Source organism: Providencia sp. PROV255 (assembly GCF_028478065.1).
Lineage (GTDB): Bacteria > Pseudomonadota > Gammaproteobacteria > Enterobacterales > Enterobacteriaceae > Providencia > Providencia rettgeri.
This window is the reverse complement of record NZ_JAMPMI010000010.1, coordinates 285,532-301,980: the sequence shown is the minus strand read 5'-3', so window position 1 is coordinate 301,980 and position 16,449 is coordinate 285,532. Positions and strand designations below refer to the sequence as shown.

The 16,449-nt window shown below is 36.4% G+C and carries 15 protein-coding genes; 7 read left to right on the top strand and 8 right to left on the bottom strand.

Features of this window, described 5'->3' with window-relative positions:
• Window positions 1–13 precede the first annotated feature (13 nt).
• A complete protein-coding gene (gene hypT, locus PR725_RS12885) occupies window positions 14–922 on the bottom strand; it encodes a hypochlorite stress DNA-binding transcriptional regulator HypT (RefSeq protein ID WP_004914205.1) in 909 nt (302 codons plus the stop codon).
• Between the two features lie 460 nt (window positions 923–1,382).
• Between hypT and PR725_RS12880 the strand changes: the two genes are divergently transcribed.
• The 6 genes from PR725_RS12880 (at window position 1,383) to PR725_RS12855 (ending at window position 8,940) form a co-directional block, all read left to right on the top strand.
• Window positions 1,383–2,111, top strand: a complete 729-nt coding sequence (locus PR725_RS12880) for an aspartate/glutamate racemase family protein (RefSeq protein ID WP_109911951.1) — start codon at window positions 1,383–1,385, stop codon at window positions 2,109–2,111.
• A 70-nt stretch (window positions 2,112–2,181) separates the two neighbouring features.
• Window positions 2,182–3,483, top strand: a complete 1,302-nt coding sequence (locus PR725_RS12875) for an anaerobic C4-dicarboxylate transporter (RefSeq protein ID WP_272569304.1) — start codon at window positions 2,182–2,184, stop codon at window positions 3,481–3,483.
• A 747-nt stretch (window positions 3,484–4,230) separates the two neighbouring features.
• A complete protein-coding gene (locus tag PR725_RS12870) occupies window positions 4,231–5,304 on the top strand; it encodes a zinc-binding dehydrogenase (RefSeq protein WP_004914213.1) in 1,074 nt (357 codons plus the stop codon).
• Between the two features lie 152 nt (window positions 5,305–5,456).
• Entirely contained in the window at window positions 5,457–6,317 is an 861-nt protein-coding gene (locus tag PR725_RS12865) for an ABC transporter substrate-binding protein (protein ID WP_370661211.1), read from the top strand.
• Between the two features lie 156 nt (window positions 6,318–6,473).
• Window positions 6,474–7,958: a sugar ABC transporter ATP-binding protein gene (locus PR725_RS12860; RefSeq protein WP_109911950.1), complete on the top strand. Its 1,485-nt coding sequence runs from the start codon at window positions 6,474–6,476 to the stop codon at window positions 7,956–7,958.
• A 10-nt stretch (window positions 7,959–7,968) separates the two neighbouring features.
• The gene (locus tag PR725_RS12855; protein WP_004905244.1) at window positions 7,969–8,940 is read left to right on the top strand and encodes an ABC transporter permease; all 972 of its coding nucleotides are present in this window, start codon (window positions 7,969–7,971) and stop codon (window positions 8,938–8,940) included.
• Window positions 8,941–9,100: 160 nt separating this feature from the next.
• Here the strand turns inward: PR725_RS12855 and PR725_RS12850 are convergent, their stop codons facing one another.
• The 3 genes from PR725_RS12850 to PR725_RS12840 form a co-directional block, all read right to left on the bottom strand.
• Complete coding sequence (locus tag PR725_RS12850) at window positions 9,101–10,108, bottom strand: LacI family DNA-binding transcriptional regulator (RefSeq protein ID WP_272569301.1); 1,008 nt, start codon at window positions 10,106–10,108, stop codon at window positions 9,101–9,103.
• A gap of 226 nt (window positions 10,109–10,334) precedes the next feature.
• Window positions 10,335–11,129 carry a sulfite exporter TauE/SafE family protein gene (locus PR725_RS12845; RefSeq protein ID WP_109911948.1) on the bottom strand — a complete coding sequence of 265 codons (795 nt, stop codon included), beginning with the start codon at window positions 11,127–11,129 and terminating at the stop codon, window positions 10,335–10,337.
• A gap of 42 nt (window positions 11,130–11,171) precedes the next feature.
• Window positions 11,172–11,519 (bottom strand): thioredoxin family protein, encoded by a 348-nt coding sequence (locus PR725_RS12840; RefSeq protein ID WP_109911947.1) that lies wholly within the window; start codon window positions 11,517–11,519, stop codon window positions 11,172–11,174.
• 332 nt (window positions 11,520–11,851) lie between these two features.
• Here PR725_RS12840 and PR725_RS12835 point away from each other — a divergent pair, with 332 nt between their 5' ends.
• Window positions 11,852–12,883 carry a phosphatidylinositol-specific phospholipase C gene (locus PR725_RS12835; RefSeq protein ID WP_004914233.1) on the top strand — a complete coding sequence of 344 codons (1,032 nt, stop codon included), beginning with the start codon at window positions 11,852–11,854 and terminating at the stop codon, window positions 12,881–12,883.
• Between the two features lie 214 nt (window positions 12,884–13,097).
• Here PR725_RS12835 and PR725_RS12830 read toward each other — a convergent pair whose 3' ends face one another.
• The 4 genes from PR725_RS12830 to PR725_RS12815 all read right to left on the bottom strand — a co-directional run bounded on the left by PR725_RS12830 (window position 13,098) and on the right by PR725_RS12815 (window position 16,044).
• Window positions 13,098–13,400, bottom strand: coding sequence for a hemagglutinin repeat-containing protein (locus tag PR725_RS12830; protein WP_231136608.1), 303 nt, complete (start codon window positions 13,398–13,400; stop codon window positions 13,098–13,100).
• Between the two features lie 150 nt (window positions 13,401–13,550).
• Window positions 13,551–14,216 (bottom strand): heme exporter protein CcmB, encoded by a 666-nt coding sequence (ccmB, locus tag PR725_RS12825; RefSeq protein ID WP_004914238.1) that lies wholly within the window; start codon window positions 14,214–14,216, stop codon window positions 13,551–13,553.
• On the bottom strand, window positions 14,201–14,833 hold the full coding sequence (gene ccmA / locus PR725_RS12820) for a cytochrome c biogenesis heme-transporting ATPase CcmA (protein WP_004914240.1): 633 nt from the start codon (window positions 14,831–14,833) through the stop codon (window positions 14,201–14,203). Before ccmA ends, ccmB begins: the two co-directional genes overlap by 16 nt.
• Before the next feature lie 32 nt (window positions 14,834–14,865).
• Window positions 14,866–16,044 carry an ion channel gene (locus PR725_RS12815; RefSeq protein ID WP_004914242.1) on the bottom strand — a complete coding sequence of 393 codons (1,179 nt, stop codon included), beginning with the start codon at window positions 16,042–16,044 and terminating at the stop codon, window positions 14,866–14,868.
• Window positions 16,045–16,449 lie beyond the last annotated feature (405 nt).

Below are 16,449 nucleotides of genomic sequence, written 5' to 3'. Positions count from 1 at the left end.
TTCCCCATCGACACTATAAGTGCCGTAAATCCTCTGGAATATTCTTTTTTAAAATGCGCCAAAAGTCCTCTGCAGTTTTATTTAGCCTTGTATCCATACGGTAAATATAAGCTTGGATAGGTATCGTTAATTCAGGCGTATCTAGACAAACGAGTTTCTTTTCTTTCAATTCATTCACTACAGAATAAATAGGCAACCATGCTATGCCATGACCATCCAAAGCCATATTTTTTAATAACTCACTCATTGATGACATAAAAAGTGTTTTCGAATTGATCGTACCAAATTCACTTAACCGACGATTAACTAACCTTCCCATATATGAAGCACTTGTGTAATTCAACAACGGCACTTGAGGTTGATAGATGTCAAATAGCGGCTTACCATGCTCATCTGCGGCACAAATTGGGTATAATTCAGATTCAAATACATTCAATGAGGAAAATGGAGATTGCATGAGATCTTCATCATAAAATGAGATAATAAAGTCACTCTTCCCTTCTCTCAATGCGTTGACAACTTGTACGACATCAATGGCTTCAACATGGTAAACAAACTCCTCACCGTAACCGGACAGCCCATGGACTAATTTAGGTAGTAATGTTAATGACAACGAATGAGCGGCAGCAATTTTAATATTTGGTAGACTCAATACATTATGGCCGGATAATTCATTTAAGTTACATTCCAGTTGTTGTAGTAAACTACGTGCTTGGGAATGGAAAATTTTGCCCTCTTCAGATAACTGTAAAGGGGAAGTCGTTCTATCAAATAATTCAACACCAATAGCTTCCTCTAACGCTTTAATACGACGGCTAAACGCGGGCTGAGAAATATTTCGTTGTTCTGCGGCATGAGAAAAATGTCGGCACGACTCTAGTGTTAAAAAATCATATAGCCATTTTGTTTCTATATTCTTCATCTTATTAAGCCTTAAATTGACTTGCTGTTAAAATATAAGAAATTAAAAGTATTTTTATTGATATTTTAAGTTAATGATTAGTTAAGCAACCAAACAAAATTTGTAGATACATTATTTGTATTATGCATAGCCCTACTATTTAAAACATTAACAAAAATCAAAAATTAATTTTATTTAATTTATTTACATCATAAAACCTAGTCTATTCAGGCTCTCAGAGCAATTTATTAAAATAACTTTATTTTGAATAAAAAACTTAATGCATATCTTGCATCAACCCATACTTACTTGCATTTCTCATCCAAGATAAACATTGATAAATATTAGCCATAGGTTATGGCAGTAATATTTAGGTTAATAATTATTTTAATGCCAACCTATATGTTAAATAAATGAAGAAATATAAGCATTTATTGATTTTTATTTTATAAAAAGGCTAATGAAATGCAGGGGTATTAAAATGAAAGGTTTAATTGGTGTATTAGGTGGTATGGGACCTGCCGCTACTGTCGATTTATTTAATAAATTCGTTAATTATACCGTAGCAAATAGAGACCAAGAGCATATCCCTTTAATTATATCATCTATTCCTGATATACCAGATCGAACAGAGGCGCTATTAAACCGTGGTGAATCTCCTCTACCTTTAATGACTGACTATCTAAAAAAACTAGAAAATGCAGGTGCTGAATGTATTGTTATTCCTTGTAACACCGCACATTATTGGTTTAGTGAACTGAAAGATATTTGCCACGTCGATATGCTAAGTATTGTTGAGACAACAATGAAAGAAGTGCTAGCAACCAAGAAAAAAAATATCGGATTACTTGCAACAAATGCCACTATGTATATGGGGTTGTATCAAAAAAATATAGAAAATAAATATTTAAACTGCATCACGCCTGATAAAGAAAGCCAAGACAAAGTTATGGAAAGCATTTATTTATTAAAATCAGGAAATAAAAAAATGGCTGAGGCCATTATGAAAAAACAAGCTGAGGCATTATTCTCCCGAGGTGCAGAAATTATTGTTCTTGGCTGCACTGAGGTTCCCGTCATTCTTGAAAATGAAATAAATAATTATCCAGATAAATATATCGACTCAACCAGTACCTTAGTCAGAGCAAGTATTCACTGGTATGAAAGTAGAGTCGGGAAACAAAATTTAATGATAAATAAAAATATTTAATTTTATATCAAATATCAAAAATTAATTTTTAATATTACTAATGACAATATATTGTCTATTGGAGACGATTATGGTTTGGCTAGAAATCATTGTTGTATTAGGTGCAATATTCTTCGGTATACGGATGGGGGGAATTGGTATAGGACTCTGCGGTGGATTAGGATTAGCAGTTCTAACCATTGGGTTTGGTTTACCTATTGGCTCCCCACCTGTTGATGTTATTTTAATTATTATGACCGTCGTGGTAGCAGCATCTGCATTACAAGCTGCAGGTGGAATGGATTATCTCGTACGCCTCGCCAGTAAGTTTATGCGTAAAAACCCTAAGTACCTGAATATTATAGCGCCAATCATCACTTGGGTGATGACTATCATGGCTGGTACAGGCTTCATTGTTTTCTCTATGCTACCAGTGATAGCCGAAATCGCAAAAGATTCAGGCATTCGCCCATCCCGAACATTAGCAGGCTCAGTGGTTGCATCACAAATTGCTATTTCAGGTTCGCCAATCAGCGCCGCAATGGCAGCAATGTTGACAATAATGGAAGGTAATGGCGTTACTTTCATCGTTGTCATGTCAGTCTGCTTACCTGCCTCTTTTGTTGCAGCCATGGTTGCGGCATTTATCGCATCACGCCAAGGCTGTGAACTAGAAGACGATGAAGTTTATCTTGAGCGCTTACAAAAGGGCTTAGTCCATAAATACGAAGAAAAAACAGGTGAAAGTACCACCAGAGAAAAGTTTTCAGTTGTCTTGTTTATCATTGCCACTGTCGCGATTGTCATCCTTGCTGCCTTTCCGCAATTGCGTCCCGGCTTTGATATCGGTAAACCTATGGGCACTCGCGATATTATTATCATCTGCATGTTAAGTGCTGCATGTTTGATGGTGATATTCTGTAAAACATCACCAAACTCAATCGTTCTAGCACCCACTTTCCGTTCAGGAATGAGTTCACTTGCAGTGATATTGGGTATTGTTACCTTAGGGACGACATTTGTTGATGCACACATGGACCAAATTAAAGCGATAGCTGGAGATGTGTTATCTGCATATCCTATTTTATTAGCTTTAGTTCTGTTTTTTACCTGTGCATTGTTATATTCACAAGGTGCCACAACACCATTAATTATTCCGTTAGCTATTGCCTTAGATGTTCCCACATGGGCAATTTTGGCCTCTTTTGTCGCCGTCACCGGAGTATTTGTCTTACCCACTTACCCAACATCATTAGCAGCAATTGAATTCGACTCAACAGGGTCTACTCGGGTTGGAAAATATATTTTAAATCATCCCTTTATGTTACCAGGCCTAGGTGGAATTATTGCAGGTGTCACCTTCGGTTTTATCATTGCACCAATGATTGTCTAACATAAAGACGTGAGGCTTCCACATATTTATAACAAGATAACAAAATGATTTTATTGACAAAATGAAGTTAAACTTTGGCTCTATTTGGCTTTATACTTTGCAAGATTGGCAAAATACAATAACAAAGTATAAAGCTGTTTTTTTATGCCTTCTTCAATGTTCATTAGGTATATCTGCAAAGAAAATATAATTAACAGCACGTAAAAATACCCCATTACTCTATTCAATTTTTTAAATTAAATTTTATAAATTAAAAATAACGTTCTATTAACCATTTTGCGTCTCTTTATTTAATGTAAATTTAATTTGTTTTCATATAAAAATGTGAGCTGAAATGTTTTTGCATAAATTATCCACTTCTGAAAATAGTTAAAATAATTATACTCGGCTTCATATTCATTTCTTGAAAAACTAAAAAAAGGAATGAAATAAGATTTTTATTATAATTTTCATTGTGTTACAAAATCATTTTTGACAGTCTCATTTTCCAATGAAAGTACTCAATTAGGTGACTAAAATTAGGGGTTAAATCACAAATTTTAGTTTTTTACATTCATACTTTCAAAAATGACGACGTCGTCATATTAAAAAGAATTTATTTTATCTATAACATTAAACAACCATTTTTCTTACATACATATCATTATTGATAGTTAAGCGTTAAAAAACTAAAGCAAATGCGTTATAAAAAAACGCTTAATGTTGACGTCAACATTAGGGTTAACAACTAGAAAGAGGTTTTAGAACATGAGTAACCTACCTGAAAAAATGAAAGCTGTTGTTTGTCATGGACCGCATGATTATCGCTTTGAAAACATTAAAAGACCGACGCCAGGATTTAGAGAAGTTGTCATCAAAGTTGATGGATGTGGGATCTGCGCTGGCGACTGTAAAGCCAATGATGGCGCTCAAATGTTCTGGGGTGATGACCCATGGATTAAAGCACCTGTAGTTCCTGGCCATGAATTTTATGGGCGCGTTGCTGAACTCGGTGAAGGTTCCGCTGAAAAATTCAAATTAAAGGTAGGCGACCGCATCTTAGCTGAGCAAATTGTCCCGTGTTGGGAATGCCGTTTCTGTAAATCAGGCAAATATTGGATGTGTGAAACCCATGATATTTACGGTTTCCAAAAAGAAGTTGCCGATGGTGGTATGGCTGAATATATGCGTTTTTCAGAGCGTGCCATTATCCACAAAATCCCTGATGAACTATCTGATAAAGATGCCGCATTAATTGAACCGATGGCTTGTGCTATCCACACCGTACGCCGTGGTGATATCGATTTAAATGACGTCGTCGTCATTGCTGGTGCAGGCCCACTTGGGCTATGCATGATCCAAGTCGCCAAATTAAAAACACCGAAAAAATTGGTTGTTATTGATGCGATTGATGAACGTCTTGAATTAGCGAAAAAATTTGGTGCAGATGTTGTTATCAATCCACTGAAAGAAGATGCCATCAAATTAGTCAAAGATATGACGGAAGGCTATGGCTGTGATGTTTATATTGAAGCAACTGGCGCCCCAATTGGCGTTACTCAAGGGCTAGAAATGATCCGTAAGCTTGGTCGTTTCGTTGAGTTTAGCGTGTTTGGTAAAGAAACAACCGTTGACTGGTCAATCATTGGTGACCGCAAAGAACTTGATATCCGCGGAGCTCACTTAGGCCCATATAGTTATGAAGTCGCTATTGACCTATTTAGCCGTGGCTTAGTTAGTGCTGATGATATCGTTACCCACTTCTATTCCATCGATGATTGGGAAGAAGCTTTTGTCATGGCGAAATCGGCAGACTCAATTAAAGTCGTCATCAAGCCATAAACATGTTTTTAACTGGTAGTAATAATTGATAATTCAAATAAACACTAAATAAGTAAAAACCCTACATATAATTAAACGCTCTTTTAGGAGAACATCTTATGCTGAGTAAATTTAAAAAGTTGGCTGTAGCTGCAAGTGTACTGACTTTAGGTATGGCTTTTAACGCTACCGCTAAGCCAGTTTCAGTGGGTATGTCATTTCAAGAATTAAACAATGAATATTTTGTCACCATGAAGGAAGCCTTAGAGAGCGCAACAGGTGATATGGGTGCCCAACTATACATCTCTGATGCGGCTCATGATGTATCAAAGCAAACCAGTGATATCGAAGATATGTTACAGAAAAAAATCGATATTCTGTTAATTAACCCGGCCGATAGCGTTGGTGCAGAAACAGCTGTACTGGCTGCGAAAAAAGCGGGCGTTGTGGTTATCGCTATTGATGCACAAGCAAATGGCCCAATTGACTCTTTCGTCGGTTCTAAAAACTATGATGCTGGCTTAATGGCGGGTAAACGTTTAGGTGAAGCATTAGGCGGCAAAGGTGAAGTGGCTATTTTAGATGGTATTCCTGTCGTACCAATTCTTGAGCGTGTTCGCGGCTTTGAAGCAGCGATGAAAGAATACCCAAATATTAAAATCGTAACTAAATTGAACGGTAAACAAGAACGTGATACTGCGATGAACGTTACCGAAAATATGCTGCAAGCGAATCCAACTCTCAATGGGATCTTCAGTGTTAACGATGTCGGTTCTTTAGGTGCACTAGCAGCGATTGAATCTTCTGGCCGTGATGTCAAATTAGTGAGTGTTGACGGTTCTCCTGAAGCTGTTGCTGAAATTGCCAAAGGCAACTCTCCATTTATTGCAACTTCAGCGCAATTCCCTCGTGATCAAGTGCGTATTGGTTTAGCAATGGGCTTAGCAAAATACTGGGGTGCCAATGTTCCTAAAGAAGTCCCAATTGATGTTAAATTGATCGACAAAACCAATGCAAAAGATTTCCACTGGTAATCGCTAGTTATCAATAACCGATGTATTGCACCTGTATTTCTGATGTTCGGTGCAATACATTTTCATAAATATTAATTATTAAATGCATATTGGAATAAAAATTCCAAATGGCTTTGTTACCCATTTTTAAGCAGTTGAGAAATATAGGGAAGCAATATGATGCAATTATTAGCATTAAAAGATGTCAGCAAAACTTTCCCTGGGGTTAAGGCGTTAGATAATATTAATCTTTCCCTCGAAAAAGGAGAGGTTCACGCATTATTAGGTGAAAACGGCGCAGGTAAATCAACGCTAATGAAAGTGTTATGTGGAATACATAAACCTGACAGCGGACAAATCCTGATTGAGGGCAAAGAGCACACCTTTCATAACTACAGAGATGCAATCAAAGCTGGCGTAGGTATTATTTTCCAAGAATTTTCTCTTATTCCTTATTTAAATGCTTTTGAAAATATATTTTTAAATCGAGAGTTAAAAAATAAGTTTGGTTTATTAGATAGAAAATTAATGCGAAAAAAATCACAGGAAATCTTAGCTGAGCTGGGTGTCAACATTAATATTGATGAACCTATTAGCCATTTAAGTATCGCGGAACAGCAGTTTGTTGAAATCGCAAAGGCATTATCTTTAGACGCTAAAATTTTAGTATTAGATGAACCAACTGCAACATTAACCCCCAATGAAGCAAATCATTTATTCGATGTAATGCGTGATTTAAAAGCTAAAGGGGTTGGAATGTTTTTTATTTCACATCATTTAGAAGAAATTTATGAAATCTGTGACACCATCAGTGTACTGCGTGATGGACAATATATTGGGTCACGTAAGGTTGATGAAACAGATTTAGACGTTATCATCGAAATGATGGTTGGCCGTGAAGTTGAAAATATTTATCCTCATAAACGCCAATTCAACGAGCAAGAAGTCATCTTAGATGCTGAAATTCAGCGCTTCTCATATAGCCCAACTAACCACCTTCAATTAAAAAAAGGTGAAATTCTGGGGCTTGCGGGGTTGGTCGGTTCCGGTCGTACAGAGACTATTCTTGCCATGATTGGTGCTGACAAAGCATACAAGAAAAAAGTTATTTTAGAAGGCAAAGAAGTTAAAGTTAAATCGGCTGCAGCTGCGCTGCAATTAGGTATCGGTTTATTACCCGAAAGCCGAAAAACCCAAGGTCTTGTATTACCCTTCTCCGTTAAAGAAAATATATGGTTAAACAATCACGCTCAAAAATTATTTTTAATTCAAAATAAAAAAGAACTCACTTTATCTATTGATCTAATTTCCCAAGTAAAAGTTAAAACACCAGAGCCTCACACTGCGGTTTCTACTTTAAGTGGTGGAAATCAACAAAAGGTTGTTATTGCTCGCTGGCTAAATAAACAAGCCAAAATTCTTATTTTCGACGAACCCACTCGAGGAATTGATGTCGGGGCAAAATCAGAAATTTATCAGTTAATGCGCTCTCTAACTGAAAAAGGAATTTCCATTATTATGATTTCATCGGAGCTACCAGAAGTTATTGGTGTCAGTGATAGAGTTTTGGTTTTTCGAGATGGCGAAATTGCCGCTGAGTTAACTGGAGATGAAATAAACTCAACTCAGATCATGGTACATGCGGCCGGCAATATTATATAGGATAACGACTATGTCTAATCAAAGTGCAATTCCATTAACTAAAAATAAGTTTAGTTTTTCTAAGTTAACTAAAATACCTGCATTTTTACCACTTGTTGGTTTAATTCTTTTATTTGTCTGCATGTCCATTTTTAATGAACATTTTTTAACTGTAAATAACCTTTCTACTATTGCTCGTCAGGTTTCTATTAATGCCATTATCGCTATCGGTATGACATTTGCTATCTTAACTGGTGGAATTGACTTATCCGTTGGTGCTGTTATGGCACTTTCTGGAACCTTGATGGCTGGCTTAATGAAATATTATGGAATGGATCCTTATGCAGCCATTGCTCTGGGGTTATTATCCGGTGTTGCTTTTGGCTTTATTAATGGGATTTTAGCGGCTTATGGTAAAATGCCGCCCATCATTGTCACCTTGGGTGCCATGATCATTGCTAAAGGCCTCGCCTTAATTTATACCGGTGGCTACCCAGTTTCAGGATTACCTCAAGAGTTTGCTTTTTGGGGACGAGAAGAATTAATGGGGATCCAAGTTCCTATTTTATTAATGCTTGGCCTTTATCTTATTTTCTATGTTGTACTAAATCATGTCTCTTTTGGCCGCTATATTTACGCGATAGGCGGTAATGAAGAAGCCGCTCGTCTCAGTGGTATCCGCGTTGAACGTTATAAAATGTTAGTTTACGTCATTAGCGGTTTTACTGCGGCTTTCGCTGGGTTAATATTTACCTCTCGAGTCATGAGCGGGCAACCCAATGCAGGCGTAGGCTTTGAGTTAGATGCAATTGCTGCAGTCGTACTCGGCGGTGCTTCAATCGCAGGGGGCCGTGGTATGATCATTGGCACACTCATTGGCGCAATGATCTTAGGTGTACTCAATAATGGTTTAAATTTATTAGGTATTTCACCTTATGTTCAATATATTGTAAAAGGCCTAATTATTTGGGGGGCGACCTTAATTAGTTCAATGAAACGCTAAATGAATAGTTTCTCATAACCATTAAAATAGGCAGGTATCGTTACCTGCCTATTTATATTTTTCATACATTAAATTACATGTATGTTAACTGTGCTCATATGCAACTCAAATTCTTTAGAGTACATATAAAAATCATAACGTACTTTATTTCTGATTCTTATTAATAAACAACAAGTTTCCCATCAATAAATATTTGTTTTGTTTTATGATCTTTATGTGAATCTCGTTCTATCTCAGAAAACAATAACTCAGTTGTTAATTCACCAAGATATACCGAATCATGGTGTACACCAGAAATAGATAAATGGTAAGTATCTGCATAGGGAGGTAAATCAACAGAAAAATAGCGGCAAGAAAGGCCTAATTCTAAAATGATTTTATACATTCCAGCTGTAATAATTCCATTCAACCCAACTATATACATATTAGGTGTGTACAGCTCTTGGACTTTTTTCCTTAAATAATCTTCATCATTCTTATTAAACATATAGCTACTGTATAAGACATTGATGCTTTTTCTATTTGGAAAATTTTCATATATCCCCGCTAAACGGGATAAACTAATTTCGGAGCCTTCTGGCCCTGAAACAATAAGTGTATTCTCACTATTTTGTTGGTTAAGAAATTTTCCTGTTAAAGCACCTATTTCAAAGTTTTTCAAGAATAAACCCGAATACTTATTTTGATAACCATAAATTGAACGGTCAACAAAAACCAAAGGCACATTGTGTTGGTCAATTAATGATAAGTAACTTGGTTGATAGTCTTTATCGTCACGAACTGGCGATAGTAGAATACCGCTCGCCTTGTAACTGACTAACGTTTCAATTGCTGTTTTTTCTGCTTTTTCATCGCTATCTGAATCAAAAATCATGACTTGATAGCCTTTTTCTTTCGCTAAGCGTGAAACTGTTTGAATAAGCACCACATAAAATGGGTTAAATGTACTGTCAGTGACCACACCTATTATACGGCTATTTTTATTTTTCAGATTACGCGCAAAAAGGTTTGGGACATAATTGAGTTCTTGCGCAATAGCTAATATTTTATCTCGAGTTTCTTTCTTTACCATCTCAGGATGATTAAATGCTCTAGAAACTGTAATATCAGTTACATTAGCACGTTTTGCTATATCAATTATCGTTGTTGAGCTATCTTGTTTTGTCATAATTATACTAGTCAACCTTTAATGATTACCCGGAAGAATATATTAGCAATCCATTTTACTATTATCTGGGTAGAAAAAATGCGATTATTCATTATACCTCTTTGAGCTTGAAGATAAATCAATTTCACTTTCATTAAGGAGAATAAATGACTGATAATTCAAAATAGTGATACATGCCGCATGAATTATAAAAAACCACTTAATTGCTTGATATTTAAAATCTATTTTAAATAACATTTAATTCAATCAGTACTGATAAAATCAACCATAGAGCAACAAAGATAACAACACTTGAAAATAATATTTGGATAGCCTTATTGGAAATATAATGCGTTATTAATCGACCAATTAATAAACCAATAACACAAGAAACAATGAAAACAAGACTAATTTCTTTAGGGTACTGGAACCCATTCCAGACATTAATGAAAATACTAATACTACCAATACAAAAAATGACCATTAATGATGTTGCAATAATACTCTTCATATTTAAATTAGTGAATTTTCGCAATGCAGGAACAATAATAAAACCACCTCCCACACCTAACAGCCCAGTAAGTAACCCAGTAACAACACCAATGCACCCCAAGATTAAAGCAGTTTTAGTATTCCAAATAAATTTTCCAGTGTCTTTATTAATTATACAATGAGCATCATTCTGCACATCTGCTCGATTGAAAAATATACGGCATCCGACATAAATCATAACGAAACTAAAAGCAAGCGTTAACCAAACTGGTGGGGTAATATGGGCAAGATAAACACCATATTTAGCGGAAGGAATGCTCAATAATGCTATCCAAATAGCCGCTTTATAGCGAATGTTATTTTTTATAAGACCCTGAACAACACCAATAAATGCAGCAATTGTAACCGCTAAAAGACCAACGGGTGCCGCTAATGCCACACTCCAATTTTGGCTTGCCATTAACGCTGGAACAGCAAGAATACCACCACCGGCTCCCGTTAAACCAAGTAGGCAACCTATCAATAACCCTTCTAATATCAGTATTAGCATTGTGAATGACTTATCATTATTTTCAAATATATTCGCTAAGCATTAACGCTTCCCAAGTACTTTATTCAATACCATTAATGCACAATTAAATGACACTTCTCCAGCAATAATATCGATTAAACGAGTATCTTGGAAAATCGCAATTGTCGGCACTGATTTTATACCATATTTAGGAGCCAAAGTGGGTGACTGAGCAATATCCACAAGACCAAAAACAATATTATTTTGTTGAAAATGCTTAGAAAGTTTAATGAAAATAGGGTGCATGCTTTTACAAGGCAAACACCAAGATGCCGAAAAATAAACAACTACCGTTTGATGCTCTTCCTGACCTAGAGGGTAAAGTGTGCTTGAGAAATTATCACTATCTAACTGTAAGATATGAGGCATTATACGCTACCTTTTTATACATTTTTTCTTAAACTAACATACTGAAGTGATACTTCAGATAATATATCACCTCTTATCCATTAGTTGTTCAATATTATTGATAAATTAAATATTACCTAAAAATCAATTGGTTGAGTTAAATTTAATCATGAAAAAATACACGCGTGAAAAATAATAAGTAGTTAAAATAAAATCTGTATTCATTTAACAAAAAATAACCATACAATATATATACGCTACTTTTATTTTTTATTATGCATTAATTTTTTATTTGTGAATATTCTTGTCGTTATAGTAACGACGTCGTTTAATATAACTTAAAGGTGTTCATAATGAAAAATAGACTATATCTTTTACTCTTATTAATATTTAGCCCTTCAATTTTTGCTCATTTAGATTCTGCTTATTACAGAAGCGCTTCTGATGGATTTACGGCGAAGCCTAAATGGATGGATACTCTTAGAGATGATATAATGCTTTCCGAAATAGCATTACCTGGGACTCATGATAGTGCTGCATATAAAAATTTTGTAGATAGTGTGTCAACACAAGCATTAAATTTTGACCAACAATTAGAATATGGTATTAGAGTATTTGATATCAGGGTGAGGCATACGAGTAATGCATTTGCCCTACATCATGGTAGTATATTTCTTGATGTTATGTTTGGTGATTTTATGAATTCCATTAATATTTTTTTATCAAAAAACCCTTCTGAAACCATTATTTTTAGGTTAAAACAAGAAATAGCCCCTGACAATAATAACACTCGCCCCATGAATAAAACATTAGAGTATTACATTGAATTATATAAAGATAAATATTTTAATTTACAGTCTATGGATACAAAATTAGGTGATGTTAGGGGAAAATATATGATACTTAGCAATAATGCTGCTTTTCATAATTATGGTTTAGCTTACGAACTTACAAGTATACAAGATAATTTCCATTTAAAAACCAATTGGCATTTATATTCAAAATGGGAGGCAGTAAAAACACAATTAGACCGTGCAAGTAATGGAAATAATAATAGAATCTATATCAATTACTTGAGTGGCTCTGGCGGTTCGTTTCCTTATTTTGTTGCAAGCGGGCATTCATCTCCAGGTACCTCAGCACCCCGTCTTTCTACCGGCTTAACCACTCCAGGATGGAAAGATAGTTATCCAGATTTCCCTAGAACATCTTGTGCTGGTATTTGTACAATTTCCTTTGAAGGTACAAATATTCTAACTCGAGATAAATTAAAATATTATAATAGCCTAAATATGAAACGCTCTGTCGGGATAATTATGGCTGATTTTCCTGGTGAGTCTTTAATAAGCCATGTAATAGATAATAATAAGAACCTACGAAAATAATTATTTTAAAATAAAGCATATAAAAGAATAAATTTTTCCCTTTATTTTTAATAATATCCAAACAGATTTTATTTTAACTAGAAATTTATTACAAAATCACTTAACACCCAAATTTCTAATTTGCTATTTGACTGGTGAGAGATAAGTTTATTAATGCAAGTCCCAGTATTTTCTAAGACTTGCATCCGTCCCGCAATATCCGTGATTTGTTTGCCTAACTGCTAATGACCGCACCATCGAGCTGGGCGTGAATGCCAGCGGTCACTTCTGTGTCGGTATAAAACTGGCTGTCACTCTTTTCAAATCCGCTGCCTTTATTCACACTCGCATTGACATTCCAACCGCCTGTACTGATACCCGCACCGATTGAGCCACCTTTACTTTCATTTTTGCCACCCACCGTTTGCGTATTCGTCGCACTGGTCAGGTTAATATCATTTTTGGCAGTTATCCGGGTATTTTGTCCACTGATCTCACCTGAAAGTTGATTAATAACGGTCGTTGTGTTTAAAGCCAGTTCGCCAAGACTAGAAAATAAACAAGGAAAAACAATTTATTGATTTTCGGCTGATAACACAAAGCGGGAAAAAATACGCTTTATCCCGCTTTGTCAACAACCTCAAGGGCAGTTTTACTTTGCCCTTATATTCTGTGAAAGGAAAAATATCTAACTATTACTTATATTCAGTTTCAATGCAGCGGCGATAGCGAGAGGAGAAAAGGTAATGCTCGCTGCAAATAACGCGGCAAGAATGGCAAAATAGCCATCGAGAGGCATTTTAAAGCTATGTGCCTCCATCGTACCCGTTGCATAAATAAGCACTGGAATATAAAGCGGCAAAACGAGCAGACTAACTAAAACCCCGCCTTTTTTTAAGGAAACCGTTAATGCCGCACCAATCGCGCCAATAAAACTTAATACCGGCGTCCCTAGTAATAAAGTACCCGCCAACACCAATAGCGTGTCTGCACTAAAAGACAACATTAATGCCGCAACCGGAGATAACAAGATCAATGGCAACCCAGTTACTAGCCAGTGGGCGATCACCTTAGCAAATACGGTTATAAATAAAGGATGTGGCGCAAGTAACAATTGCTCAAGGGAGCCATCAAGATAGTCATCCTTAAATAAACGCTCTAGTGATAATAGTGAAGACAAAATAGCCGCGACCCAAAATACCCCAACGGCAATACGCGCTAATAATTGAGGCTCAGGACCGATACTAAGCGGAAATAATGTGATAACAATTAAGAAAAACCACAACGGGTTAACGAGCTCAGAAAAACCTCGGAAAGCAATTTTAAGCTCCCGTTTAATTAATAACCAAAACATGATTCAACCCCACCCGTCAGTTTTAGTGAACCAAATTGCCCTGACATCGCTTGGTGAGAGGTAAACAAAATAATCCCCCCCTGCTCTGCATGCTGATGAAAACGTTCTGTTAAACGAGCGACTCCCGCCACATCAATTGCGGTGAAAGGCTCATCAAGTATCCACAGAGGGGCTTCGCTTAGCCATAGCCTGGCTAAATTAACGCGCCGTTGTTGCCCTGCAGAAAGTTGGCTAACAGGAATATCTTCATAACCGATTAATGAAACTTCCTCTAAAGCAGACCAAATCCGCTCGCCTTCATGCCCTTTATGGTGCATTTGATAATAAAACTTGAGGTTTTCATAAGGTGTCAGTAACGATTTAACCGCAGGTTTGTGGCCTAAATAAAGTAAATGGCGAGTGAATTCTTCTTTTAGCTTATCAATCGATTGATTATTCCAACAGACCGCACCTTCATCAGGTTTTAATAACCCAGCCATCATACGTAGCAGGGTTGTTTTTCCCGCTCCATTAGGCCCTTCAACTTGTAAGATTTCACTGGGCTGCACAATAAAATCAAGTTGATGGAATAACACCCTATTTTGCCGATGGCAACTCACTTGTTGAGCACTTAGCATGAAGCACAATTCCTGTTGTTTTTATTTTGAGGTTAGCTTTTTGCAACTTTGTTCAACAGCATATCACTAATAGAGTCACTCGATATTGCTTCACCGCAAAGCACTTGCATCAAAACCTCTGAACCTAAGGTCGATAATGAAAACAACATATCAGGTTTAAGTAAGCGAACTTTATCCATATTACTTTCTTGGTTAATTAACACCACGGTTTTCACCGTGCCCTCAACACCCGCTTGTTCTTTCACGCCCAATAGGGCAAAAGTGCTGAGCGAATCGCTATCCGTCATCACCAGTACGCACTTAGCATGTTTTACGTTTGCTGCTGCAAGCAATTCCGAACTGGTGGGGTCGCCCGTTACAATGTTATCTTTTTCTGGATAATGGCTACGATGGTTTTCTTGGCAAATCACGGCTACAGGTAGCTCTCGTTTTTTCAGCCCTTGATAAACATTGACGGCCATCGGTGTGCTACCAATCACCACATAATGATTTTTCATATAAGAAAACCTCTTACGCACAATTTCTTTCGTGCCTTTTGCTAACACCCCAACAATATAAACCACTGAAGTGGTAAAAATTGTGATCCCTAAAATAATCACTGTCACCGTGAACACACGCGCATCCACGGTGACCGGTACAATGTCACCAAACCCGACCGTCGTCATGCATACTAAAGCAAAATAAAAGGCCGTAGTGCCATCTTTAACCACTGGCGAAAATTCATTACCAATGTATAAAGTGCCAAAAATGGAGTAAAGCAACAATGCGATAATACACGTGATCGCCACAAACCCTGCACTAGTTAAGCTATGATGATGATATAGCTTCCAAAACACACACAATGCAATTAATAAAAAGAGCGAGAAATAACCTTGGTGAATGTTTTCTTGCGCTAACCTCAAATCAACAAATGAAATAATTCCAAGTAAAAATAATGAGAACACCCAGGCGATACGGGCTCCATTAACCATAAATAGCGATAGGAAGATAAGCGAAATCCCCAATAGAAAACGAGGAATATCCAGCAGTTTCATAAAACCGAGTGATTTCAACCACTGTGTCAGCCCAGACTCACGCCAATCAATATAGTCGGTATAAGCACTTAACACAGGCTTTAGAATCATTGTGCCATCAATAATAATTAATAATGAGAGCAGCACCCTGATTGATAAGGATGATTTCAAAAAAGCCACAAATGAGTTGTCTAACATAAGTTGCTCTCACCCTTTATTGATAATGTTGGTCAAATTTTTATACACCATAAATAGGTTAAAAGATAATATCAACTGAATGAAATATTATTAAACAATAATTCAAGATTTTACTGTTTTAGTATCAACGTATAAAACATTGTCTATAATGCAATATCATAGAAACAGTTTCGAGCTGTAACTTGGCTCAGAAGTGCAGTTAACCCCCTGCATCTTGAAAGATGCCGATTCATACTCTAAATATTTCGAGAGGCAGGTAGGCGACAAATGACGATAGGCAAGGAGCATAGGTAAACTATGTGACTTGGCGAGCGGAGTACAGTTAACACCCCTGCATCTTGAAAGATGACGAGTATGGGGAACTTAAATTACATCTTCATATCTAAAAATCGATTTCTCAATTAT

Coding starts and splice junctions, on each gene's coding strand:
- hypT (WP_004914205.1), bottom strand. CDS start 922: ATGAAGAATATAGAAACAAAATGGCTATATGATTTTTTAACACTAGAG.
- PR725_RS12880 (WP_109911951.1), top strand. CDS start 1,383: ATGAAAGGTTTAATTGGTGTATTAGGTGGTATGGGACCTGCCGCTACT.
- PR725_RS12875 (WP_272569304.1), top strand. CDS start 2,182: ATGGTTTGGCTAGAAATCATTGTTGTATTAGGTGCAATATTCTTCGGT.
- PR725_RS12870 (WP_004914213.1), top strand. CDS start 4,231: ATGAGTAACCTACCTGAAAAAATGAAAGCTGTTGTTTGTCATGGACCG.
- PR725_RS12865 (WP_370661211.1), top strand. CDS start 5,457: ATGGCTTTTAACGCTACCGCTAAGCCAGTTTCAGTGGGTATGTCATTT.
- PR725_RS12860 (WP_109911950.1), top strand. CDS start 6,474: ATGATGCAATTATTAGCATTAAAAGATGTCAGCAAAACTTTCCCTGGG.
- PR725_RS12855 (WP_004905244.1), top strand. CDS start 7,969: ATGTCTAATCAAAGTGCAATTCCATTAACTAAAAATAAGTTTAGTTTT.
- PR725_RS12850 (WP_272569301.1), bottom strand. CDS start 10,108: ATGACAAAACAAGATAGCTCAACAACGATAATTGATATAGCAAAACGT.
- PR725_RS12845 (WP_109911948.1), bottom strand. CDS start 11,129: ATGCTAATACTGATATTAGAAGGGTTATTGATAGGTTGCCTACTTGGT.
- PR725_RS12840 (WP_109911947.1), bottom strand. CDS start 11,519: ATGCCTCATATCTTACAGTTAGATAGTGATAATTTCTCAAGCACACTT.
- PR725_RS12835 (WP_004914233.1), top strand. CDS start 11,852: ATGAAAAATAGACTATATCTTTTACTCTTATTAATATTTAGCCCTTCA.
- ccmB (WP_004914238.1), bottom strand. CDS start 14,216: ATGTTTTGGTTATTAATTAAACGGGAGCTTAAAATTGCTTTCCGAGGT.
- ccmA (WP_004914240.1), bottom strand. CDS start 14,833: ATGCTAAGTGCTCAACAAGTGAGTTGCCATCGGCAAAATAGGGTGTTA.
- PR725_RS12815 (WP_004914242.1), bottom strand. CDS start 16,044: ATGTTAGACAACTCATTTGTGGCTTTTTTGAAATCATCCTTATCAATC.